Source organism: Geminicoccus sp., from assembly GCF_036263595.1.
In the GTDB taxonomy this organism is placed as follows: domain Bacteria; phylum Pseudomonadota; class Alphaproteobacteria; order Geminicoccales; family Geminicoccaceae; genus Geminicoccus.
Genome location: NZ_DATAGQ010000132.1, coordinates 18,203 through 40,027, shown reverse-complemented (window position 1 = coordinate 40,027; position 21,825 = coordinate 18,203). Strand labels below are relative to the sequence as shown.

At 64.8% G+C, this 21,825-nt stretch carries 24 protein-coding genes; 17 read left to right on the top strand and 7 right to left on the bottom strand.

Translation table 11 applies throughout. The features are described 5' to 3' along the window. Positions 1-90 precede the first annotated feature (90 nt). The 4 genes from VHL31_RS12720 to VHL31_RS12705 are packed head-to-tail and all read left to right on the top strand — an operon-like array spanning position 91 to position 4,547. Complete coding sequence (locus VHL31_RS12720; RefSeq protein ID WP_329661590.1) at positions 91-1,065, top strand: BMP family protein; 975 nt, start codon at positions 91-93, stop codon at positions 1,063-1,065. Next, a complete protein-coding gene (locus VHL31_RS12715) occupies positions 1,062-2,582 on the top strand; it encodes an ABC transporter ATP-binding protein (RefSeq protein ID WP_329661589.1) in 1,521 nt (506 codons plus the stop codon). The genes VHL31_RS12720 and VHL31_RS12715 overlap by 4 nt, the downstream gene beginning before the upstream one ends. Further along, on the top strand, positions 2,563-3,609 hold the full coding sequence (locus tag VHL31_RS12710) for an ABC transporter permease (protein WP_329661588.1): 1,047 nt from the start codon (positions 2,563-2,565) through the stop codon (positions 3,607-3,609). The genes VHL31_RS12715 and VHL31_RS12710 overlap by 20 nt, the downstream gene beginning before the upstream one ends. Continuing rightward, positions 3,606-4,547 carry an ABC transporter permease gene (locus VHL31_RS12705; RefSeq protein ID WP_329661587.1) on the top strand — a complete coding sequence of 314 codons (942 nt, stop codon included), beginning with the start codon at positions 3,606-3,608 and terminating at the stop codon, positions 4,545-4,547. Before VHL31_RS12710 ends, VHL31_RS12705 begins: the two co-directional genes overlap by 4 nt. Positions 4,548-4,719: 172 nt before the next feature. On the opposite strand, the gene VHL31_RS12700 is transcribed toward VHL31_RS12705, so the two are convergent. After that, positions 4,720-5,523 carry a creatininase family protein gene (locus tag VHL31_RS12700; protein WP_329661586.1) on the bottom strand — a complete coding sequence of 268 codons (804 nt, stop codon included), beginning with the start codon at positions 5,521-5,523 and terminating at the stop codon, positions 4,720-4,722. Between the two features lie 60 nt (positions 5,524-5,583). Between VHL31_RS12700 and VHL31_RS12695 the strand changes: the two genes are divergently transcribed. The 9 genes from VHL31_RS12695 (at position 5,584) to VHL31_RS12655 (ending at position 13,138) form a co-directional block, all read left to right on the top strand. Beyond that, positions 5,584-5,970, top strand: coding sequence for a RidA family protein (locus tag VHL31_RS12695; protein ID WP_329661585.1), 387 nt, complete (start codon positions 5,584-5,586; stop codon positions 5,968-5,970). Next, on the top strand, positions 5,967-6,548 hold the full coding sequence (locus tag VHL31_RS12690) for an NAD(P)H-dependent oxidoreductase (RefSeq protein WP_329661584.1): 582 nt from the start codon (positions 5,967-5,969) through the stop codon (positions 6,546-6,548). The genes VHL31_RS12695 and VHL31_RS12690 overlap by 4 nt, the downstream gene beginning before the upstream one ends. Before the next feature lie 78 nt (positions 6,549-6,626). After that, a complete protein-coding gene (locus VHL31_RS12685; protein WP_329661583.1) occupies positions 6,627-7,232 on the top strand; it encodes an NAD(P)H-dependent oxidoreductase in 606 nt (201 codons plus the stop codon). 143 nt (positions 7,233-7,375) lie between these two features. Then, entirely contained in the window at positions 7,376-8,380 is a 1,005-nt protein-coding gene (locus VHL31_RS12680; RefSeq protein ID WP_349262428.1) for an ABC transporter substrate-binding protein, read from the top strand. Further along, positions 8,377-9,168: an ABC transporter ATP-binding protein gene (locus VHL31_RS12675; protein WP_329661581.1), complete on the top strand. Its 792-nt coding sequence runs from the start codon at positions 8,377-8,379 to the stop codon at positions 9,166-9,168. The genes VHL31_RS12680 and VHL31_RS12675 overlap by 4 nt, the downstream gene beginning before the upstream one ends. After that, positions 9,168-9,989, top strand: coding sequence for an ABC transporter permease (locus VHL31_RS12670; protein WP_329661580.1), 822 nt, complete (start codon positions 9,168-9,170; stop codon positions 9,987-9,989). Before VHL31_RS12675 ends, VHL31_RS12670 begins: the two co-directional genes overlap by 1 nt. Continuing rightward, positions 9,986-11,209: a cytosine deaminase gene (locus VHL31_RS12665; protein WP_329661579.1), complete on the top strand. Its 1,224-nt coding sequence runs from the start codon at positions 9,986-9,988 to the stop codon at positions 11,207-11,209. The genes VHL31_RS12670 and VHL31_RS12665 overlap by 4 nt, the downstream gene beginning before the upstream one ends. After that, positions 11,206-12,579: an FAD-binding oxidoreductase gene (locus VHL31_RS12660; protein ID WP_329661578.1), complete on the top strand. Its 1,374-nt coding sequence runs from the start codon at positions 11,206-11,208 to the stop codon at positions 12,577-12,579. Before VHL31_RS12665 ends, VHL31_RS12660 begins: the two co-directional genes overlap by 4 nt. Positions 12,580-12,820: 241 nt before the next feature. Then, positions 12,821-13,138, top strand: coding sequence for a hypothetical protein (locus VHL31_RS12655; protein ID WP_329661577.1), 318 nt, complete (start codon positions 12,821-12,823; stop codon positions 13,136-13,138). On the opposite strand, the gene VHL31_RS12650 is transcribed toward VHL31_RS12655, so the two are convergent. The 5 genes from VHL31_RS12650 to VHL31_RS12630 all read right to left on the bottom strand — a co-directional run bounded on the left by VHL31_RS12650 (position 13,135) and on the right by VHL31_RS12630 (position 16,748). After that, positions 13,135-13,530: a hypothetical protein gene (locus VHL31_RS12650; protein ID WP_329661576.1), complete on the bottom strand. Its 396-nt coding sequence runs from the start codon at positions 13,528-13,530 to the stop codon at positions 13,135-13,137. The two genes, VHL31_RS12655 and VHL31_RS12650, sit on opposite strands and share 4 nt — an antisense overlap. Positions 13,531-13,843: 313 nt before the next feature. Further along, positions 13,844-14,488: a DedA family protein gene (locus tag VHL31_RS12645; protein WP_329661575.1), complete on the bottom strand. Its 645-nt coding sequence runs from the start codon at positions 14,486-14,488 to the stop codon at positions 13,844-13,846. A 19-nt stretch (positions 14,489-14,507) separates the two neighbouring features. Further along, a complete protein-coding gene (locus VHL31_RS12640; protein WP_329661574.1) occupies positions 14,508-15,302 on the bottom strand; it encodes a class I SAM-dependent methyltransferase in 795 nt (264 codons plus the stop codon). A 2-nt stretch (positions 15,303-15,304) separates the two neighbouring features. Then, positions 15,305-15,970 carry an MBL fold metallo-hydrolase gene (locus VHL31_RS12635; protein WP_329661573.1) on the bottom strand — a complete coding sequence of 222 codons (666 nt, stop codon included), beginning with the start codon at positions 15,968-15,970 and terminating at the stop codon, positions 15,305-15,307. Positions 15,971-16,196: 226 nt separating this feature from the next. Continuing rightward, complete coding sequence (locus tag VHL31_RS12630; protein ID WP_329661572.1) at positions 16,197-16,748, bottom strand: class I SAM-dependent methyltransferase; 552 nt, start codon at positions 16,746-16,748, stop codon at positions 16,197-16,199. 264 nt (positions 16,749-17,012) lie between these two features. On the opposite strand from VHL31_RS12630, the gene VHL31_RS12625 reads away from it, so the two are divergent. From VHL31_RS12625 to VHL31_RS12615, 3 genes are all read left to right on the top strand, one after another. Next, on the top strand, positions 17,013-18,203 hold the full coding sequence (locus tag VHL31_RS12625; RefSeq protein WP_329661571.1) for a PLP-dependent aminotransferase family protein: 1,191 nt from the start codon (positions 17,013-17,015) through the stop codon (positions 18,201-18,203). 98 nt (positions 18,204-18,301) lie between these two features. Next, entirely contained in the window at positions 18,302-18,805 is a 504-nt protein-coding gene (locus VHL31_RS12620; RefSeq protein WP_329661570.1) for a DinB family protein, read from the top strand. Then, on the top strand, positions 18,802-19,551 hold the full coding sequence (locus VHL31_RS12615) for a trypsin-like serine peptidase (protein ID WP_329661569.1): 750 nt from the start codon (positions 18,802-18,804) through the stop codon (positions 19,549-19,551). The genes VHL31_RS12620 and VHL31_RS12615 overlap by 4 nt, the downstream gene beginning before the upstream one ends. An 11-nt stretch (positions 19,552-19,562) precedes the next feature. Here VHL31_RS12615 and ettA read toward each other — a convergent pair whose 3' ends face one another. Next, complete coding sequence (gene ettA, locus VHL31_RS12610) at positions 19,563-21,245, bottom strand: energy-dependent translational throttle protein EttA (protein WP_329661568.1); 1,683 nt, start codon at positions 21,243-21,245, stop codon at positions 19,563-19,565. Positions 21,246-21,443: 198 nt separating this feature from the next. Between ettA and VHL31_RS12605 the strand changes: the two genes are divergently transcribed. Beyond that, positions 21,444-21,821 (top strand): response regulator transcription factor, encoded by a 378-nt coding sequence (locus VHL31_RS12605; protein WP_329661567.1) that lies wholly within the window; start codon positions 21,444-21,446, stop codon positions 21,819-21,821. Positions 21,822-21,825 lie beyond the last annotated feature (4 nt).

Sequence of the window (21,825 nt, the reverse complement as noted above, 5' to 3'; positions counted from 1 at the left end):
GTGCCCGGCTAGCAGCGCGCTCGTTCCGCCCAGTCTTGACAGGACGTGCCGAGCGGTCACCACTTCCCTGGCCCCGGAACAGGAGGAACCATGCCGATCTCGCGTCGCAGCCTTGTCGCCTCGTCAGCCTTGCTGCCTGCCATCGGCCTGATCCGGCCAGCGTTGGGCCAGGAAAAGTTGAAGGTAGCGGGCATCCACACGGTACCGGTGGAGAACGCCTGGAACTCCAGGCTGCACCAGGCGATGGTATCGGCCGCCGAGGCAGGCAAGATCGAGTACGTGTTCAGCGAGTCGGTGGCCAACACCGACTATGTCCGTGCCATGCGGCAATATGCGGATGGCGGTGCCAGGCTGATCGTCGGCGAGGTCTATGGAGTCGAGCGCGAGTCGCGTCAGGTCGCGAAGGATTACCCGGAAACCGGGTTTCTCATGGGATCGTCGCTGAAGGAGCAGGAGCCGAACTTCGGCGTGTTCGGCACCTGGAACCATGAGGCGGCGTACCTGACCGGTATGCTCGCTGCCGCTGTGTCGAAGAAGAACGTGTATGGTGCTGTCGGCGGCTACCCGATCCCGGAGATCAACCGTCTGATCAACGCGTTCCGGGCCGGGGTGAAGGAAGTGAACCCGGACGCCAAGTTCCTCGTGCAGTTCATCGGCACGTTCTTCGATCCACCCAAGGCCAAGGAAGCAGGGCTCGCTCAGATCGACGCCGGCGCCGACATCCTGTTCGGCGAGCGGATCGGCACGGCGGACGCCGCAAAGGACCGAGGCATCCTTTCGATCGGATCGCTGCTCGACTATTCACCGCGTTATCCCGGCACAGTGTTCGCTAACGCCCTTTGGAACTTCGACCCGATCCTGGCTGCCGCCGTTGCAGACGTGCAGGCAGGCACGCCTACGGGCAAGGACTACAGCCAGTTCAGCTTCATGAGGTTCGGGGGCAACGATATCTCGTTCGATCCAAACCTCGTGCCTGCAGAAGCGGTGGCGCCCATGGAGGCCAAGCGTACCGCGATCAAGTCCGGCGCCTTCGAGGTCGTGATCGACGATTCCCAGCCGGCGTGACGCCAGCCCTCGAGCTGGCCGGCATCACCAAGCAGTTCGGCCAGCTCCTCGCCAACGACCGGATCAACTTGTCGCTCGGCCGAGGGGAGGTGCTGGCGCTGCTAGGCGAGAACGGTGCCGGCAAGACCACGCTGATGAACATCCTGTTCGGCCACTACGTCGCCGATGCCGGCAGCGTGAGGGTGTTCGGCCGTGAACTGCCCAAAGGTGACCCGGCGGCGGCGATCGCGGCGGGGATAGGGATGGTGCACCAGCACTTTACCCTGGCCGGCAATCTCTCGGTACTCGACAACATCACCATCGGCACCGAGCCCCTGTTCGCGCTCCGCTCGCGGCGCAGCCGGGCGCGCGCGCGCCTGCACGATCTCGCCCGGCGCTTCGGGCTCCAGGTCGATCTCGATGCCCGCGTGGCCGACCTCTCCGTGGGCGAGCAGCAGCGGGTCGAGATCCTGAAGTCGCTTTTCCGCGAGGCCAGGATTCTGATCCTTGACGAGCCGACGGCGGTGCTCACGCCGCAGGAATCGGAGCGGCTGTTCAGCACGCTGAGGAGCATGACGCAGGAAGGGCTCAGCATCGTCTTCATCAGCCACAAGCTGCACGAGGTCATCACCCACGCAGATCGCGTGGCCGTGCTCCGGCAGGGTCGGCTGGTGGCTGAGCGCCCAACGCAAGGTGCGTCGCGTGCCGAGTTGGCAGAGCTGATGGTCGGCCGCAGGGTGCTCCATCCGTCCCGCACGCCACTGCCGCCCGGTCGGACGCTCCTGCGCCTGCAGGGAGTATCGGCCGGAAGCACAGGCCAAGGCGGCCTCGCCGCGGTCGACCTCGATTTGCGCGAGCGTGAGGTGCTGGCGATCGTCGGTGTCGCCGGCAACGGCCAAGCAGCCCTGTCGCGCCTCCTGGCCGGCCTCTCCCTGCCGACGGCCGGCAGCATCGAGATCGACGGCCATCACCTGCGGCGGGTCGATCCGTCCGGTCTGCAACAGATGGGCCTCGCCCACATCCCGGAAGACCGGCACAAGGAGGGCGTGGTCAGCGACCTGCAGCTTTATGAGAATGCCATCCTGGAGCGGATCAGGGATCGCCGGTTTTCCGCCTTCGGGCTGTTGCGCCCACGGGCGGCGCGCGCCCATGCAGCGACGTTGATCGAGGCATTCGACATTCGGGGTGCCAAGCCCACTACACGAACGAGGCTCCTGTCCGGTGGGAACATGCAGAAGCTCATCCTCGGTCGAAACCTGATCGAGAAGCCGCGCATCATCGTGGCCAGCCAGCCCACCCGCGGGCTCGACGAAGGAGCCGTGGCGGAGATCCATCGTCGGCTGCTGGAAGCACGTTCGGATGACGCCGGGATCCTGCTGATCTCCGAGGATCTCGACGAGGTCTTCCGAATCGCTGACCGGGTGCAGGTCATCTTTCGTGGCCGCTTGTCGGCGCCACTGCCCATCGAGCAGACGAGCGAGGCGGGACTGGGCCTGATGATGGCAGGGGAGGAGCGCCATGAGGCTGGAACGGCGTGAGCGGGTGCCTGCACTCGCGCTCGTGGCCGCCCCGGTGGCAGCGATTCTTGCAGCACTCAGCCTCTGCAGTATTCTCATCGCACTGGCAGGCGCCTCGGTGTTGGCGGCCTATGGAACGCTCCTGAACGAATCGTTCGGCGGCAGGCTCGGCATCACCGAGACCCTGACCCGCGCCACGCCTCTGATCTTCACCGGCCTTGCTGCGGCTGTCGCTTTCCGCGCCCGGTTCTGGAACATCGGGGCAGAGGGGCAGTTCTACATGGGTGCCATCGCCGTGGCAGCGCTTGGCTCGATCAATTTCGGCCTCTCCCCCATGATGGAGATCCCCCTCCTCCTGGTCTGCGGGGCATTGGCCGGAGCCTGCTTCATCGCAGGACCAGCCATCCTGAAGGTGCAGTTCGGCGTCGACGAGGTCGTGACGACCCTTCTGCTGAACTTCGTGGCCATCCTGCTGGTCTCGCTGCTTGTGGAAGGGCCGATGCGAGACCCGCTCTCGTTCGGATGGCCGCAGTCCGAGCCGATCATCGATACAGCCGTCCTGCCGCATCTGGTGGAACGCAGCCGGCTGCACTGGGGCTTCGTGCTGGCGTTGCTGGCTGCCGCTGCGGTGGCGTTCCTGCATGCTCGCAGCGTGTTCGGCCTGTCCACCATCGCGGTTGGACTGAGCGCGCCAGCGGCTCGCCATGCCGGGATCAAGGTGGAGCGGGTGCTGATCATGGCCGCCCTGGGCAGCGGCATGCTGGCAGGGCTGGGGGGTGCCGTCGAGGTGATGGGGCTGAAGGGCTATGTCACCACGGACCTGTCGCCGGGCTATGGCGCTGCTGGCGTGATCGTCGCGATGCTGGCCAGCCTGAACCCCTTGGGCATTGTGCCCGCGGCGGTCTTCGTCGCCGCCATGTTCGTCGGGGCCGACGCCATGGCGCGGGCGCACGGCGTCCCGTCGTTCATCGCCGACGTGATCGTCGCGACGTCGCTCCTGTCGATGCTGGTGGCCCTGTTCCTCGCCGAGTATCGGGTGCGCCGTTGACCGAATTTCTGGACATCGTGCTGGCCGCCTCGTTCTGGGCTGCAGCATTGCGGATTGCGACGCCGTTGATCTTTGGGACCCTCGGCGCCCTTCTGGGAGAGCGCTCGGGTGTGCTCAACCTGGGCATCGAAGGCATCATGACCGCTGGTGCCATGACGGGATGGCTCGCGGTCTATCTGGGCGCACCTCTATGGATGGGCCTGTTGGCGGCCGCCTGTGTCGGTGCACTGGTGGGCCTGCTGCATGCCGGACTGACGGTACAACTCGGTCTCTCCCAGCATGTCGCTGGCCTGGGCATCACGCTCTTCGCGTCGAGCCTGTCATGGTACATCTACCGGCTGAGCGTGCCTTCTTCCGGCTCGCCGCCGAAGATCACGCCGTTTGCGCCAGTGCACTTTCCAGTGCTGAGCGACCTGTCCTGGATCGGCGAGGCCCTTTTCCGCCATACGGCGCCCACCTGGCTGGCTCTTGTTCTGGTTGCAGGCGTTGCGTGGGGCCTTTGGCGCACGCCGCTCGGCCTGGCGTTGCGAATGGCCGGCGAAAGTCCGCAGGCCTGCGAGGCGCAAGGTGTCAGCGTGTTCGGCCTCAGGACAGGTGCGCTGATGGCCGGCAGTGCGCTCATGGCGGTCGGCGGCGCGTTCTTGACCACGGCCGCGTTCGACAGCTTCTACTTCACCATGATCCAGGGGCGCGGTTGGATCTGCATCGCGCTCGTGGTGTTCGCCTCCTGGCAGCCGGGCAAGGCCCTGCTCGGCGCCATCCTCTACGGCATGTTCGACGCGTTCCAGCTGCGTCTTCAACCGCTGGTACCAGAAATCCCGTACCAACTGTTCCTCATGATGCCCTATCTTCTCTCTATCGCTGCGTTAGTTCTCGTGTCGAGACGTGCCAGCGTGCCCCAGGCGCTGATGGTCCCGTACCGGAAGGGAGAGCGATGAAAAAAGAAGAGGGGCCGTGCTTACGCACGGCCCCAAGAGTGGGAGGAAACGCCTCAAGTCGGATATCACTGGGTCGAAACCCTGCGACGCACACAGATATATCGCCATTGCCGAACCCACGCAATAGTAGAAAATGATGTTTCGTCGATCAATTCGCAATTCAGCTGCCGGCTCACCAGGCGGTTGAGGTCCTGAGGTTCTCGAGCGGATAGCTCACGACCTCCCGGATCAGCGCCGCAAGGCCCGTGGCCGCATGGTCGAGGACCGCGCTGCCCGCTTTTGCCGAAGCGGTCGTGGCGTCGCCGGCCGCGCCCGAGTGATGGAGATCCTGCGCCATCCAGCCGAATCCCGCAGCGCCAGCCGCTGCCAGGGCTGGAAACCGCTGCGCCATCTGGCTGCGCATCACTGGAACGAAGTCGTCCGCCAGCTCCATGCGCACGAGGCTTGGCTCGATCGCCTGCATCATGGAGGTCTCGATGGCGCCGGCATGGATGCCGAACTGGCGTTCCTCGGTGGAGAACAGGCCGGCCGGGTAGCCGAACTGCCACCAGTTGCAGGCGACCGCGAACATGCCGGCGCCGACGCGCAGGTCGCGCGCCACCATCTGCATGGGCTGGATCTGCCCTCCGTGCCCGTTGACCATCACGAGCTTGCGGACGCCGGCGCGTGCCACGCTCTCGCCCACCTCACGCCACATGCGCAGCACGGTTTCGCCCGAGAAGGTGAGGGTGCCAGGAAACCAGACATGCTCGCTCGACTTGCCGATGGGGATCGTCGGGAGGCGCAGGACAGGCAGGTTGTCGGCCAGTCGCGCCAGTGCTCGGTCCGTGATCTCGTCGACGAGTCGGGCATCCACCATCACCGGCAAGTGCGGCCCATGCTGCTCGATGGCGCCCAGCGGCATGACCGCTACGGTCGAGGCAGGATCGAGTGTGCGGAACTCGGGGCTGCGGAGTTCCTCCCAACGTCTCGCCACCGCCTGTCTCTCCCGCTAGCGTTCCGGCACGGATAAGGAGCATCGCGGGAGAGCCGGGGCATGCGCAAGCCGATCAAGGGTGAGGGCGGCGTGTTTCCACCCTATGGCCGCTATCACCACGGCATCGTCGTGACCGGTGCCGAACGCCTCCTGTTCCTGTCCGGGCAGCTCGCGGTGTCGCCGGATGGAACGGTTCCTGTCGGCGTCCTGGCGCAGACCGAACTCATCTTCGGCAATATCGATCTGCTGCTCGCCGAAGCGGGCATGCGCCGATCGAATATCGTCCGCCTGACCACCTATCTCTTGGACCCCGCTCATCGCGTCGCCTACATGGGCGTGCGGGACCATTGGGTGGAAGCGCCCGCGCCTGCCTCCACCCTCCTGTTCATCAATGCGTTGGCGCATCCCGATGCGCTGATCGAGATCGAGGCCATCGCCGCTTCATGAGGATCTTCTGGCTGTATGCCCATCCCTGCCCGGAGAGCTTCCATGGCTCCATCCGGGCGCGGGCGGTCGCGGCGGCCGAGCGGGCAGGTCATGTCGTGGACATGTGCGATCTGGTGGCCGAGGGCTTCGATCCGGTGATGCGTGCCGAGGAGCGGCGTCGCTATCATGATCTGTCCCGGAACCAGCAGGGTCTCGAGGGCTGGATCGAACGCATCAACCTCGCCGAATGGCTGGTCTGCCAGTTTCCCGTCTGGTGCTTCGGTCCGCCTGCCCTCCTCAAGGGGTTTTTCGACCGCATCTTTTTGCCTGGCGTCGCGTTCGATCTTTCCAAGCCGGCCGACGTCACCAGCAAATTCAACCGGCTGAACCGGGTGACGGGCATCGCCAGCTATGGCCAGGATCGCCTGAAGGCGTTCTGGATGGGCGACCCGCCGCGCAAGCTGATCACGCGTTATCTGGCCTGGTATGCGGGACGGGGAGCGCGGGTGCGCTACCTGCCGGTCTACCGGATGAATACGATCGACCAGGACCAACGCGAACGTTTCATCCGGCAGGTCGAGCGGCACTTCGAGCGCTGACTGGGTAGGTGGCGTTTATTGTCGATGACGGCTCGGCTGAGCCGATTGGCGAAGCGGTCAGAGGAGGCAGGCAGTCCGGTGCGCATTCTCGTGGTGCATGCTCATCCCGATCCGGGAAGCTTCAACACGGCGCTCTTCCGCGTCACCTGCCGGGTACTGGCGGCACGAGGTGCCCAGATCGATGCGCTGGACTTGTATGCCGAGGGCTTCCAGCCGGTCATGGAGCACCACGAGCGACGGCGCTATCACGACAAGGGGGATAACGAGCTAGGTGTCGAAGATCTTCTCGAGCGCCTGATGAACGCCGACGGCCTCGTCTTCGTCTATCCCACCTGGTGGTACGGGTTGCCCGCCATGCTCAAGGGCTGGCTCGATCGCGTCTGGCTTCCGCACCGGAGCTTCATCATCCCGGAGCCTGGCTCCCGTGGGCCGATCCGGCCGGGCATGACACGCATCCGGCTCCTGGGCGGGATCTCCACCTATGGCGCGCCGTGGTTGTGGACCAAGTGGGTAGGAGATCCTGGTCGCCGCACCGTGCTCCGCGGTATCGGACCCTTGTGCGCTCCCCGCAGGGAGACGTTCTGGGAGGGTCACTACCTGATGGACCAGTCCACCCCGGCCACCCGTGCCGCCTTCCTGGCCCGGGTCGAGCAGCGGCTCAACCGCCTGAAATCGCTGCGCTGAGCACACTTAATATACAGTCGCTGCCTCGAACATGAGCGGGCTTGCCCGTGAGCCTGATCTACAGCACCTTGGCCATCGAACGGCATTCCGCTTGCTACACGCTCGGCAATTACCGTGGCGACGATGTTCAGGGGAAGATCGACATGATTGCTCGGCGGTCGGTAGCTGGTCTGGTCCTGGGTTACGGGCTCCTGGCAGCCTTGCCCGCACTCGCCCAGGACGAGGTCACGTTCGGCACCAACTGGAAGGCCCAGGCCGAACATGGCGGCTACTACCAGGCGGTCGCTACCGGCCTCTACGAGCAAGCCGGACTCAAGGTGACGATCCGGCCGGGCGGTCCGCAGGTCAACCACGCCCAGCTCCTGGCAGCCGGCAAGATCGACTTCAACATGGGCGGCTCGATGTTCGAGGCGTTCAACTTCGTCCAGAACGACGTCCCGATGGTGACGGTCGCGGCGATCTTCCAAAAGGATCCCCAGGTCCTGATCGCCCACCCCGGAGCCGGGAACGACAGCCTGGAAGCGATCAAAGGCAAGCCGGTGATGATTTCGGCGGATGCCCGCACGACCTACTGGCAGTTCCTCAAGGTGAAGTTCGGCTACACGGACGACCAGATCCGTCCCTATACCTACAGCCTGGCTCCGTTCCTTGCCGACAAGAGTGCCGTGCAGCAGGGCTACCTGACCTCGGAGCCCTTTGCCGTCGAAAAGGAGGGTGGCTTCAAGCCAGTCGTCCACCTGCTGGCCGATGCCGGCTACGGGACCTATTCGACGACCATCCAGACCTCCTGGAAGCTCGTGAACGAGAATCCCGAGCTGGTGCAGCGCTTTGTCGATGCAAGCCTCCGTGGCTGGTACTCCTACATGTATGGCGATCCGTCGCCGGCGAATGAACTCATCAAGCGCGATAACCCCGACATGACGGACGAGCAGATCGCGTTCTCTCGGGCCAAGATGCTGGAGTACGGAATCGTCGATTCCGGCGACTCGCTTGAACTCGGCATTGGCGCCATGACCGACGAGCGCATCAAGTCGTTCTTCGGCCTGACCGTGCAGGCCGGCTTGTTCCCCGCCGACCTCGACCTTGCAAAGTCGTACACGCTGGCTTTCGTGAACAAGAAGTACGGCATGGAGATCAAGTCGAAGTGACGGTGGCGTCCGATCTCCTGGAGCGGCCAAGCCAGGTGTCGTCACCGCTGGTGCGGTTCGAGGGGGTCGGCAAGACCTTCAGGAACGGAACCAAAGCACTGGTGGGCCTGGACGTCGGCATCGGTGCCGGCGAGTTCGTATCTCTCCTCGGGCCGTCCGGCTGCGGGAAGAGTACGGCCCTTCGGCTGCTCGCCGGCCTCGGCAGGCCATCGTCGGGGCGAATCGCTTGGTCCGAACCACCTGACCGACATGACATCGGCTTCGTGTTCCAGGAGCCGACGCTCATGCCTTGGGCTTCGGTGGCCCGGAACGTCCATCTACCCTTGAAGCTGCAAGGCCTGCGCTACCGGGCTTCCATGCCAAGGGTCGAAGAAGCGCTGGAGATGGTGGGGCTGGAGGGCTTCGCGGCGAGCTATCCGCGCGAGCTCTCTGGCGGCATGAAGATGCGCGTCAGCATCGCGCGCGCCCTGGTGACCCAACCGCGCATCCTGCTGATGGACGAGCCCTTCGCGGCCCTGGACGAGATCACCCGGAGCCGCCTCAACGGCGATCTGCTGCATCTTTGGACGGAGCGGCGTTTCACCACCGTGTTCGTGACGCACAGCGTCTACGAATCGGTCTTCCTCAGTTCGCGGATCCTGGTGATGGCGGCAAGGCCCGGCCGCATCGTCGCCGACCTTCCGGTCGATGCACCTTTTCCACGCGATGAGGCATTCCGGATGTCGGAGAGCTACAACCGCCATTGTCGCGCGGTGTCCGCCGCCCTTCGCCGCGCGATGGAGCAGTGATGCGTGCGGACGTCGACGATGCGCCGGAGGACCCTGGCAGTGGCCGCCTGCTGAAGATCATCCTGCCACTCGCAGTGGCTGCCGTCCTGCTCGGCTCGTGCGAGGCTGCGGTGCGGATTTATGAGATCCCGCATTACCTCATGCCGTCGCCGTCCCGGGTGTTCGACTCCCTGTGGACGGACTTCCCGTCCCTGGTCCCCTCCTGGCTGGTCACCATCCAGATCACGGGGCTGGCGCTGCTGTTCTCAGTGCTGGGCGGCGGGGCGCTCGCGATCCTGTTCGCGCAGAGTCCCTGGATCGAGCGTGCCTTTCTTCCCTACGCAGTGGTGCTGCAGGTGACGCCCGTTGTGGCGATCGCGCCCTTGATCATCATCTACGTTCCCAGCACCTACGCGGCACTCCTGCTGTGCGCCTGGATCGTCGCGTTCTTCCCGATCCTGTCCAATACCACGATCGGCCTTCATTCCGCCGATCACAACCTGGTGGATCTGTTCCAGCTCTATGGCGCCTCGCGCTGGCAGACCCTGACGCAGCTCCGCCTGCCATCCGCGCTGCCCTACTTCCTGGCTGGCCTGAAGGTGTCGGGCGGCCTGTCGCTGATCGCGGCAGTCGTGGCGGAGTACGTCGCCGGCACTGCCGGGACCGGGACTGGACTAGCCTACCGTGTCCTGGAGAACAGCTATCGGATGAACATCCCTGGCATGTTCGCCTGCCTGCTGCTCCTGGCCTTCACGGGCGTCGCGATCTTTGGCCTGACGTCGTTCGTTTCCTGGCTCCTTCTCCACCGCTGGCATGACAGCGCACTGGCTCGCGAACGATGAAGCTCGTCAACCTCACATTGCCCGGCCGCTCCGGCCGCTATGATCTGCTGGTGGAAGGAGGCAGGATCGCCTCGCTCGGGCCTCATTCGCCCGATGGATCTGGCCGCGACCTGGCGGGGCGGATGGTCTGGCCCTGTCCCATCGACCTCCATACCCATCTCGACAAGGGCCACATCACGCCGCGCCGCCCGAACCCGGATGGCAGTTTCCCGGGTGCACTGGAGGCCGTCCATGCCGATCACGAGCGGTGGACCGCCGCCGATGTCACGGCACGGATGACGTTCTCCCTGCAATGCGCCTATGCCCATGGGACACGGGCCATCCGGACCCACCTGGATTCGCTGGGCGATCTTCCCCGCAGCACCTGGCCGGCCTTCACCAGGGTCGCGGAAGAGTGGGCGGGCCGCATTGACCTGCAGGCGGTCTGTCTGGTGCCGACCGAGCTTTATGACGGGACTGCCGGCATGGATCTGGTCCGGCTCGTCGCGGAGCATGGCGGGCTCCTGGGCGGCTTTCCCTTGATGACACCGGATGTTGAGCGACAACTCGCCTGTCTGTTCGATCTGGCGGGGCGGCATGGGCTGGATGTCGACCTGCACGTCGATGAAAGCATGGACCCGTCCGCACGAGTACTCGACCTGATCGCGGACGCCGTTCGCTCGACCGGCTTCGACCGCCCGGTCGTCTGTGGCCATTGCTGCTCCCTCGCGGTGCAGGACGAGGCCACAGCGCTGCGCACGCTCGACAAGGTGGCCGATGCCGGCTTGGCCATCGTCTCGCTTCCGATGTGCAACATGTACCTCCAGGACAGGACGCCCGGCCGCACGCCTCGCCTGCGCGGGGTCACGCTGGTGCACGAAGCCCGTGCTCGCGGCATCCCGGTGGCGTTCGGCTCGGACAACACCCGGGACCCGTTCTATGCCTACGGCGACCTCGACCCCGTGGAAGTGTTCCGGGAAGCTGTCCGCATCGCGCAGCTGGATCATCCGTTCGACGGCTGGCTCGATACGGTCACCACGACGCCGGCGCGACTGATGGGCACGACCAGCCAGATCGTGACGGGTGGTCCAGCCGACTTCATCATCCTGGAAGGGCGCAGCTTCAGCGAAGTCCTGAGCCGGCCCCAGGTCCGGCGGCAGGTGGTGCGTCAAGGGCAGTTCATCGAAGCCCAGCCTCCGCTTTACGAACTGCTCGATCCGATCGTCGGAGTGCCCGTGTGACTGCTATCAACCGCCTCCTGGACGCGATCGCCGGGCTCGACGTCGAGACGCAGCCGCAGAAGGTGCGGCGGCGCTCGCGGGACTTCTACTGGTACTCGCCGGTCCTCAAGCGACAGCTCGATCATTGCCAAGCGGACGCGGTGGTGAGCCCGCGCGACGAGGCCGAGGTCGTTCGGGTTCTTCGCCAAGCCTATCGGCACGACGTCCCGGTGACCGTACGAGGTGCCGGGACCGGCAACTATGGGCAGGCGATGCCGCTGCATGGCGGGATCGTTCTCGACCTGTCGAAGCTGAACCGCGTCCTTGCGATCGAGAGCGGCACCGTGTCCGTCCAGGCAGGCGCGCGCATGATGGACATCGACCTTGCCGCTCATGCGACGGGCCAAGAACTGCGCTTCCACCCGAGCACGCACAAGTCGGCGACGATCGGCGGCTATATAGCCGGCGGCAGCTCCGGAATCGGCTCGATCACTCACGGCCTGCTGCGTGACCGTGGTAACATCCTTTCCTGCCGCATCGTCACCATGGAAGAGGAGCCGCGTATCCTCACCTTGCGCGGCGACGAGATCCAGAAGGTCAATCATGCCTATGGCACCAATGCGGTCATCACCGAACTCGTCCTGCCGCTGGCCAGCGCGATTCCCTGGCTCGAACTGGTGGTCGCCGCCGACGACTTCATGCGTGCCGTCCGCTTGGCGGACGCCGTGGCGTCGGAGCCCGGGATCCTGAAGAAGCTGGTAACGGCCATCGCCGCACCGATAGGTGCTCGGTACCTGTTCCAGCATGATGTCCAGGCCGACGAATCGGTTGTGCTGCTCATGGTGGCGCCATTTGCCATCGACGCCCTACGCGACGTGGTTGCCGAGCATGGCGGCAGGATCGTCATCGAGCGGCCCTATGTGCTGGACGAGCGGGGTGTCCCGCTGTTCGAATACTCCTGGAACCATACGACCCTGCATGCACTGAAGTACGAGCGCGATCTCACCTACCTGCAGGTGCTGTTCCCACCACCGGATCATGTGCGCCTGGTCGAGCAGATGACGGACCGCTACGGCGACGAAGTGCCGATGCATCTGGAGTTCGTCCGGTTCGGCGGGCAGACCACCTGCTTCGGCCTGCCCCTGGTGCGCTACTCGACCGAGCAGCGGCTGAACGAGATCATCGAGGACTTCAACCGGTCGGGCTGCCCCATCTTCAACCCGCACGTCTTCACGCTCGAGGAAGGCGGGATGAAGCGGGTCGATCCTGTGCAGCTGGCCTTCAAGCGGGAGACCGACCCGAAGGGTCTCCTGAATCCGGGCAAGATGATCGGCTGGCACCAGCCGGACTATGACGGAAACGTGAAAGCTCAGGCGCTCTACGAACGGTAGGAGGCCGAACGACTGTCCAGTTTCGGATCGTCAGTCCGGATATCTGCAGGTTGAACGGGCATCGGAGACGTCTGACCTGTGGCATCTTCTAGGTGCAGAAGGTTTCATGCTGCTCCGGCTCGTTCAGTGTGGTGCTCCGGATAGCATCGTAACGGGCATCCCATGGCGCTTCCTCCCTTCGATCTTTGCCGGAACTGCCACTTCCTCCGGGTAGAGGACGTTCGGGCCTCTGGGGGAGCAGGTGCAGGCGCTGCTCGATGCGGTCTGCGACGCTGCTGCCAGGGCACCCGTACCGGTGGCTGTACTGCTGAGGGGCTCGATGGCGAGGCGGGAACCGTCGGTACACTTCGATCAGGGTCAGCCGGTCGGCCTGCTACGGCACTGGCTTGGTCGTGTGGACGCCCCTACGCTTTCTGGCGAGCCACACCGAGCGGCGGCGGCCCAGGCTGCACTGGGCGCCGACGAGCACGCCATCTTCTCCGGCCGCTTCAAGGAGTGGATGCCGCGCCTGTTCCAGATCGTCCAGCTGGAAACGATCCGGCGATCGGTGGGCGGTTAGGCCTGCAGCCGAGCGTCCACCGCGGTCATGGTGGCGTTGGCGGCCAAGCGAAACTCGCGTGTGCGGGCATGGTGCCCGGCATGCAGCGCCAGCCCGACGACCACCCGAGTGAGCGTGCCGTACCGCAGACCTGCTGGGCCCATGTTGAGCATGAAGGCAAACAGGTAGCCTGCAGGCAGCGCGATCAGCCATAGGGCGATCAACCCGTTCCACATCGCGAACCTCGTGTCATGAAACGGGCGGAGAACCGCCGCCAGCATGTTGCGCTGGGAATCGACCACCAGGGATGCTGCCGTCACGGCAAAGAACATGGGCGCGAGCCGGCTGATCTCGGCGGCGTGCAGATCGCCCTGCTGGACGAAGGGCAGGACCAGACAGTAGGCGGCAGCCACGACTGCCGCAAACGCTGCGCTGATGCCTTCGCCGCAGTGCCGAGCTCGTTCCCGGTGAAATTCATCAGCACCTCAGGTGCACGCGGCACTCAATGTAGACACCCATCAACATAACTCGTTCAAAGGCTAACTGCCCTCAGTTCTTGGGCGCTTCTACGCTCCTGCCAAGCAGAGGTCAGCGACAACCGGGTTCATGATCATCGCGCTCCGGTCAATGGCAGGACCTTCGTCTGGAGCCTGGCCGGAAATGCTCGCCACGGAAGCCTCCGCGGCGAAGGCACGGAGCTGCGCGGGCGCAGCCACGCCTGCTGGATCATCGCGCGTCATCCGGCAGAGCCGCCATCGCGCGAGCCGTCCATTCCGCTTCGTGCCGGCGCAGGAGGTGGGTGGCGAGCACGACGAGGAGCAGGGCACTGGCCAGCACGACGAGGCCGACCGGGCCTGCGACCCGGTGGATCTCCTGGCCAAACAGATAGGCGCCAACCCCAAACAAGGTGGACCAGCAGAGGCCGCCCAGGCCGTTGGCGACCAGGAAGTGCGGCCAGGGCATCCGGTTGGTGCCGGCGAGCACGGCGGCAAACGCGCGCAGGAAGGCGACGAAGCGACCAAGGAACACGATCTTGCCGCCGTGGCGCAAGAACAGATACTGGCCGAGCTTGAGACGGCCCTTGTCGAAGCCGACGTGGCGTCCGTAGCGCTCCAGCATCGGCAGGCCGATCCGGCGGCCGATCAGGAAGCCGAGATTGTCCCCGGCGATCGCGCCAGCGGCGGCGATCCCGATGACTGCGGCGATGGGCAGCCCGTGGGTTGTGCCGGCGTACACGGCGGCGCTGATGAGTGCGGTCTCGCCGGGCAACGGCAAACCCATGCTCTCCAGGGCCACCACCACGAACAGCGCCCATAGGCCATAGGCTTGGATCGCGTGGTGCAGCCAGGGAGCGGACAGGATCTCGAACATGGTGGCCTGCTGATCGGGATCAGGACGTGCGGACCAGCCAGAGCGAGGTTTCGGGTACGCCCGGGCGCAGGGGCAGGGTGCTAAGTGGGCCGGCCGCGATCCGGGCCGCGTGACGCGTCGCCAGCCAGTGGCTCGACCAGAGAAGCCGCCAGCCGCCCGCGTGCAGGAGGACCGCGATCAGGCTCTGCTCCGCATAGCCACGCCAGGTCCAGGCATCCGGGTAAGGATCAGGCAGGAAGATGTCATGGACGTGCAAGAGCACGCCGCTAGGCAGGCGGGGCAGCAGATCGTTGACGATCCGGTCGACGTCGCCACCGGGCACCAGTAGGTGGCTGGAATCGACGAACAGGATGTCGCCCGGCCCAAGCAGGGCCGCCAGGGCCTGTGCATCGAGTTCCTCGAGGCGGCGCGCATGGTGGGAGAGCGGGAGCGCCTGGATATCAGCCCTCGGCTCGGGATCAATGCAGTGCAGCTCGGTCGGGCTGCCGGCATCCGCGATCGCCTGGGCAAGGAAGCGGGTCGAATGCCCGCTGCCGATCTCGACGATCCGGCCGGGGTGCTGCGCGCGGACCAGGGAATAGGCCTGGGCCGCGTCCAGGCGCGGGAACCATTCCTGATCGAACCGGGGGCGAGGCGGCGGACCACTGCGGGCATGGAGCTGTGCGGCATGGCGCTCGGTTCTCGCGAGGCTGCTTAGCATCTCGGGCTCGGCAGCGAGGAAAATCGGTTCCAGCGCCGGGTACGCACAAGGGCGGACAGAGGCAGCATGGCGGTAGGGGATGAAGAACCCCGGGCGCTCTGATGCGACAGTCATGCTCACAGCTCGATGACCAGCCCTTCGCGGGCCACCACCGAGCCCGGCATCGTCTTGTCCAACTGGGCGGCGATCTGGTCCAGGAACTCGTCGTCGTGGTCCGGTTCATGGTGGAACGTCACCAGCCGCTTCGCACCCGCGGCCTTGCACAGGCGCACTCCTTCCTGCCAAGTTGAGTGGCCCCAGCCCCGATAGTTTACATATTCCTCTTCGGTGAACGTCGCGTCGTAGATGACGAGGTCGGCACCGTCGATGAGGCGCAGCACGTCCTCGTCGAGGCGCCCTTCCGCATGTTCGATGTCGGTCACATAGCAGGCGGCGCGATCCCCAAATTCGACGCGGTAGCCGGTGGCGCCGCCGGGGTGCGGCAGGAAGTGCGTGCGCATGCGGATCCCGGCAACCGGCTGCAGCGTGTCACCTGCCTCGAAGTCCTCGAAGGAGATATCCGCGTGCATGATGTCGAAGGGGACTGGGAAGAACGGGCGCTGCATCATGGTATCAACTACCTGCTGCAGCCTGCGTCCCTGTCGCAGCAGGTGGCCGTTCCAAAGCTTGAGGCGATTGCCGGCATGATAGGCAGGCTTGAAGAAGGCGAAGCCGTTGACGTGATCGACATGGGTATGGCTGAGGAAGACGTGCGCACCGCATTGCTGGCAGTCCAGGACCATCTTCCGTCCTAGTGCTCGAAGGCCGGTCCCGGCGTCGAAGATCAATTGCTGCCCGCCACAGCGCATCTCCACGCACGGCGTGTTGCCTCCGTAGCGAAGCGTGGCAGGTCCAGGAACCGGGACGGTGCCGCGCACACCCCAGAATCGTATGGAAAAGCTCGACGGCTGACCCATGTTCCCGCCGTTTCACACCGACACGAGCATTAGACCGCACTCCAGGCGACGCTCAAGTGCTCGCATCGACCATGATGTGTGCGGCCGTAGATCTTGTCACGCGATATAGATGATAACGTCCAGGCTCGATGCCGTCGGGGATCGGCAATGGCTTGTACACCTCGCGCGGCAATGCCTGATCACTTGCGACCAGACAGCCCTCGGGCAGGAAGCCCTCCAGCCCCTGGGCAACGACATCTGCCAGCCGCGCGTTGCGTTGGTCATCACCAGTGCCCATGTCCGCATGCACGAGCACGAGGTCGGCAGGGAGGAGCTCCGCCGCGCGTGGCAGGATCTCCTCGAAGGTGCCGACAACGAGATCGGGGCATGGCGGCATGCAGGCCGGATGGGGCTTGGGGTCGCGCTCGATGACCACGATCCGGCGTCCCGGCAGCCTTGCGCGCAGGTGATCGAAGCTCCGTCCGTTGCCTAGCCCCATCTCCAGCACCGAACCGCCGCGCCCTTCTAGAAGGTCGACCGCAGCGTCAAGGACCGCACGCTGCGCCACGAGCCGGCGAATGAAGCTGTCTAGCCGGGTCAGCGGAAGAACTCCCGTACATGGCATGCATGGAGAACAGCCTCATCGAATCGGACCTGTCCAGAGGATCGCGCGTCAGGTCGGCCTTTACCGATGATATCACTCATTTCCGGTGTCAGAATGCATCAGAATTGATTCGTATTTTCTACCTCGACTGGACCGAATTGGTTCATTACGGTATCAATCTCACCAGCGACCAGATTGTATCGCTACATGTCTGCAGCACTGCCCGTCCCAGCCATTTCACCCGCACCTGACTGGCGGGATCAGTTCGCCAGCCGGGCGAGCGGCATGGTAGCGTCGGAGATCAGGGAACTGCTGAAGGTCCTAAGCCGTCCCGGCATCGTCTCGTTCGCCGGCGGCATTCCCGATCCTGCATTGTTTCCCAAGGAAGCCTTCGCCCGAGCCTATGCAGCTATCTTCGCCGATGCACAGCGGTCAGCTGCCGCCTTGCAGTACTCGGTCAGCGAAGGTCATCCAGACCTGCGTTCCTGGATCGCCGAGCACATGGCTGGCCTGGGCGTTCCCTGCGGTCCGGAGAACATCCTCGTCACGTCGGGCTCCCAGCAGGCGCTCGACTTCATCGGCAAGCTGATGCTCTCGCCAGGAGACACCATCCTGGCCACGACACCGACATATCTGGGGGCGCTGCAGGCTTTTTCCGCTTACGAGCCATCTTATCAAAGGATCGAGCCCGAGCATGGCAATGAGACTCCGGAACACTTGATGAACTGCGCGGCGTCCAGCGGTGGACGTCCCAAGCTGCTCTACATTGTTCCGGATTTCGCCAACCCGACTGGAATCACCCTCGATGCCGAGGCGCGTAGTCGGCTGATCGACCTTGCGGATGCCACTGGTGCGTTGGTCGTCGAGGATGCCGCATACAGCCAGCTCCGTTATGAAGGCGAGCCGATCGCGCCGCTGACGGCGATGGCGATCGAGCGTGCAGGCGGCATTGAGCAGGCGCGAAGCGTCTATTGCGGGACATTCTCCAAGACGCTGGCTCCGGGCCTGCGGGTGGGGTGGGTGGCCGGGCCACGCGCGATTATTGAAAAACTCGTCCTGATCAAGCAGGCGGGTGATCTGCATAGCGGCACGCTGGATCAGGCCGTGATGTGCGATGTCGCGGCCGCATCCTTCGCCGATCAACTGCCGATCCTCCGCACGACCTATCGTAAACGACGCGATGCCATGATCGGTGCACTTGAGGCGTTCGCACCGGACGGGGTCCACTGGGCCAAGCCGGCGGGCGGACTGTTCGTCTGGGTAACGCTGCCGGACAAGGTCGACACCCGCCTTCTGCTGCCGCGTGCGCTCGATGAAGCTCAGGTCGCCTATGTCCCGGGCCCTGCCTTCTTCTTCGACGGACGGGGTCAAAACACGATGCGCCTGTCCTTCTCCTTGGCGGACGAGGCCATGATCACCCGCGGCATCGAGCGTCTGATGCAACTGGTGAGCCTGGTCCTGCGCGAGCCAGGCTGAGATTAGGTCAGCAGGCTGCCAGCTAATCTCGATGGAGAGGCCAAGCCGATCCGGCTAGCCATGATCTTGCGCCAAGTCGCTGATGGGGGAGCAGGAGCATGATGCTGGAGCACGTGCAGCGGATGAGCAGATACAATCGTTGGGCGAACGTGCGCCTCTACGGCGCATGTGCCGCCCTGGCGGATGGTGAGTTTGAGCAACGGCGTCCGGCATTCTTCCGCTCGATCTCAGGAACGCTCAACCACCTGCTGGTGACTGACCGGATGTGGATCGATCGGCTCGACGGACGTCCCTTCGTCGGCGGCAAGCTGGATGATCAGCCATTTCCCGGGCTCGCCGGTCTTCGCGCGGCCCGGCTCGCCCTGGACGAGGAGATCGTCGCCCTGGCATCGAGTTTCGACGCCGGCCGTCTGGCGGGAACGACCACCTACCGGATGCAGACCCGCCCTGAGGACAGGACGGTCCCGACCGCACTCTGCTGGCTTCACATGTTCAACCACCAGACGCATCATCGCGGTCAGGTCCACGACCAGCTCAGTCAGACGCAGGTCCCGCCACCTGCGCTGGACCTGATCTACATGGTGTACGAGGAGATGAATTGAGCGCTTGCCGCCTGGCACTGATCACAGCCCTGTTCTTGTCGATCGGAGGCGCGGACCCGCTCTGGGCGGAGGAGCGAACCGCGGTCGACGGCTGGCCGACATTCGCGGTGGGGAAGGTCAACGTGCGCGGAGGCGGCTTCTGCACGGCCACCTTGGTCGCGCCCGACCGGATGCTCACGGCGGCGCATTGCCTGCGCGATGCTTCGGGCAGATGGTATCACCCGACAAGACTGATGGTGGAGTTGTCGCCGCATCGAGACGGCCGGAAAGGTCACGCACCGGTTCGCGCCATTGTCCCGGCGCCGGGCCTGACCTTCGCTGCCGATGGTCGAGCAGACGATCCCGCCCGTAACTGGGCCGTACTGGAACTGAACACCGGCGGCCGACGTGACGCTCGTGTGCAGCCAGTCCCGCTGGCGTCACCCACGGACCGCGATTCGCTCGGCGACGACAGCGTCTTCACGCTGGTGGCCTTTACGCCCCAGCGCCCGTTCGTCGCGACCATGGCCGAGGGCTGCCGCTTACTCCAGATTCGTGGAGAACCAAGGCTCTTGCTGCACGATTGCGCGGCGACTGCCGCCGTCGCCGGTGCGCCCGTGTTCACCGATACCGGGGCAGGTCCCATCCTTGTAGGGATCCAGATCGGCACCGGCTCGCTGGATGGCGAGCCGGTGGGCGTGGCAGCGATGCTGGAGCGCATCCTCGATCCAGGTGTACTCCTGGATGGTCGGACGGATAATCCCTGAAGAGGCAGGCCTCAGGCCGCTTTCAGGGGCTTGTACTTAATCCGGTGCGGCTGGTCGGCGTCGTGGCCGAGCCGCCTCTTCCGGTCTGCTTCGTACTCGCCGTAGTTGCCCTCGAACCAGACCACCTGGCTGTCGCCTTCGAACGACATGATGTGCGTGCAGATGCGGTCGAGGAACCACCGATCATGGCTGATGACGACCGCGCAGCCGGCGAACGCCAAAAGCGCCTCCTCCAGGGCCCGTAGCGTATCGACGTCGAGATCGTTCGTCGGCTCGTCGAGCATCAACACGTTGGACCCGCTGTTGAGCAGCTTCGCCATGTGGACCCGGTTGCGCTCGCCGCCCGATAGCTGGCCGACCTTCTTCTGCTGGTCACCACCCTTGAAGTTGAAGGCGGCCACGTAGGTGCGGCTGTTCATCGTCCGCTTGCCGAACTCGATGACGTCCAGCCCGTCGCTGATCTCCTGCCAGACGGTCTTGTTGGGATCCAGCGCATCACGGCTCTGGTCGACATAGCCAAGCTTGACCGTCTCGCCGATACGGATCGAGCCTTCGTCCGGTGTCTCCGTTCCCATGATCATCCGGAACAGGGTCGTCTTGCCGGCACCGTTCGGCCCGATCACGCCGACGATCCCGCCGGGCGGCAGCTTGAACGACAGCCCGTCGATCAGCAGCTTGTCGCCAAAACCCTTCCGTACGCCGTCCGCCTCGACCACGACGCCACCCAGGCGGGGTCCCGGCGGGATCATGATCTGCGCCGTACCCGGCACGGCCTCGTTGGCCTCCCGGAGCAACTCCTCATAGGCGGTGATGCGGGCCTTCTGCTTGGCTTGGCGGGCCTTGGGGCTCTGGCCGATCCATTCCGCCTCGCGTGCCAGGGTCTTCTGCCGTGCAACGTCCTCGCGCTCTTCCTGCTCCAGGCGCTTGCGCTTCTGCTCGAGCCAGCCGGAGTAGTTGCCCTGGAACGGGATCGCCCGGCCACGGTCCAGTTCGAGGATCCACCCGGCGACGTTGTCCAGGAAGTAGCGATCGTGGGTGATCGCTACCACGGTACCCTTGTACTCTTGCAGGAACCGCTCCAGCCACGCCACTGATTCGGCGTCCAGATGGTTGGTCGGCTCGTCCAGGAGCAGAAGATCGGGCTGGCTCAGGAGGAGGCGGCACAGCGCCACCCGGCGCCGCTCGCCACCGGACAGGGTGCTCACGTCCGCATCACCCGGCGGGCAACGCAGCGCGTCCATCGCGATGTCGACAGTACGCTGCAGGTTCCATCCGTCGACGGCGTCGATCTTCTCCTGAATCTCCGCCTGCTCAGCCAGGACCTCGTTCATCTCGTCGTCGCTGAGCTCTTCCGCAAAGCGCGCGGACACCGCATCGAAGCGATCGAGGAGCGACTTGGTCTCGCCAACGCCCATCAGGACGTTATGCAGGACGTCCTTGTCGGCATCGAGCTGCGGCTCCTGGGCCAGATAGCCGACCTTGGCTCCCTCGGCGACGATAGCCTCGCCGTTCACGTCGTTGTCGATGCCGGCCATGATCTTGAGGAGGGTCGATTTGCCGGCGCCGTTCACGCCGAGAACGCCGATCTTCGCACCCGGCAAGAACGCCAACGTGACGTTCTCGAGGATCTTCTTTCCGCCCGGAAAGATCTTCGAGACGCTCTTCATCACGTAGACATACTGATAGGATGCCATGCATCACTCCGGCTGAACACGAAACTGAAGGGGGTTGAGGATTGCGGGCGCCGTCTACCACGGAGCGTCCGATGACGAAAGGCGGCGCACCGACCGAACTGTCTTGGTGCGCCGTGGCTGTCCACCGTACTAAGATATGTTGATGAACCAAGAACGCGCAAGATTTCTGGCTGGCTCCCGCCTGGGTCGGATCGACCGATGACCGGCGCCAAGCGGATCCTCATCGTCGACGATGAGCCCAATATCCTGAGATCGCTGGACTTCCTCATGACCCGTGCCGGGTTCTCGGTTGAACTGGCGCATAACGGTCGGGAGGCACTGGTGGCGCTGGAGCACGAGCCGCCGGATCTGTTGCTCCTCGACGTCATGATGCCCGAACTGGATGGCTACGTTGTATGCGAGCAGATCCGCAAGGACCCTCGCTGGGATGCCACGAAAATCGTCATGCTGACCGCGCGCGGCCGGGAAGCCGAGCGTGCCCGTGGCTTGGCGCTTGGTGCCGACGACTACGTGACCAAGCCGTTCTCCACCAGGATCCTGGTGGAGCACGTGAAGTCTCTTCTGGGAGTTACCTGAGCCC

What these genes read in the sequence shown, in the direction of transcription:
- VHL31_RS12645 (WP_329661575.1), bottom strand. Translation starts at nt 14,488, where the DNA reads ATGTTCGAGATCCTGTCCGCTCCCTGGCTGCACCACGCGATCCAAGCC.
- ettA (WP_329661568.1), bottom strand. Translation starts at nt 21,245, where the DNA reads ATGGCATCCTATCAGTATGTCTACGTGATGAAGAGCGTCTCGAAGATC.
- VHL31_RS12625 (WP_329661571.1), top strand. Translation starts at nt 17,013, where the DNA reads ATGGTAGCGTCGGAGATCAGGGAACTGCTGAAGGTCCTAAGCCGTCCC.
- VHL31_RS12710 (WP_329661588.1), top strand. Translation starts at nt 2,563, where the DNA reads ATGAGGCTGGAACGGCGTGAGCGGGTGCCTGCACTCGCGCTCGTGGCC.
- VHL31_RS12670 (WP_329661580.1), top strand. Translation starts at nt 9,168, where the DNA reads ATGCGTGCGGACGTCGACGATGCGCCGGAGGACCCTGGCAGTGGCCGC.
- VHL31_RS12630 (WP_329661572.1), bottom strand. Translation starts at nt 16,748, where the DNA reads ATGCCATGTACGGGAGTTCTTCCGCTGACCCGGCTAGACAGCTTCATT.
- VHL31_RS12720 (WP_329661590.1), top strand. Translation starts at nt 91, where the DNA reads ATGCCGATCTCGCGTCGCAGCCTTGTCGCCTCGTCAGCCTTGCTGCCT.
- VHL31_RS12635 (WP_329661573.1), bottom strand. Translation starts at nt 15,970, where the DNA reads ATGGTCCTGGACTGCCAGCAATGCGGTGCGCACGTCTTCCTCAGCCAT.
- VHL31_RS12665 (WP_329661579.1), top strand. Translation starts at nt 9,986, where the DNA reads ATGAAGCTCGTCAACCTCACATTGCCCGGCCGCTCCGGCCGCTATGAT.
- VHL31_RS12620 (WP_329661570.1), top strand. Translation starts at nt 18,302, where the DNA reads ATGATGCTGGAGCACGTGCAGCGGATGAGCAGATACAATCGTTGGGCG.
- VHL31_RS12695 (WP_329661585.1), top strand. Translation starts at nt 5,584, where the DNA reads ATGCGCAAGCCGATCAAGGGTGAGGGCGGCGTGTTTCCACCCTATGGC.
- VHL31_RS12680 (WP_349262428.1), top strand. Translation starts at nt 7,376, where the DNA reads ATGATTGCTCGGCGGTCGGTAGCTGGTCTGGTCCTGGGTTACGGGCTC.
- VHL31_RS12640 (WP_329661574.1), bottom strand. Translation starts at nt 15,302, where the DNA reads ATGACTGTCGCATCAGAGCGCCCGGGGTTCTTCATCCCCTACCGCCAT.
- VHL31_RS12690 (WP_329661584.1), top strand. Translation starts at nt 5,967, where the DNA reads ATGAGGATCTTCTGGCTGTATGCCCATCCCTGCCCGGAGAGCTTCCAT.
- VHL31_RS12605 (WP_329661567.1), top strand. Translation starts at nt 21,444, where the DNA reads ATGACCGGCGCCAAGCGGATCCTCATCGTCGACGATGAGCCCAATATC.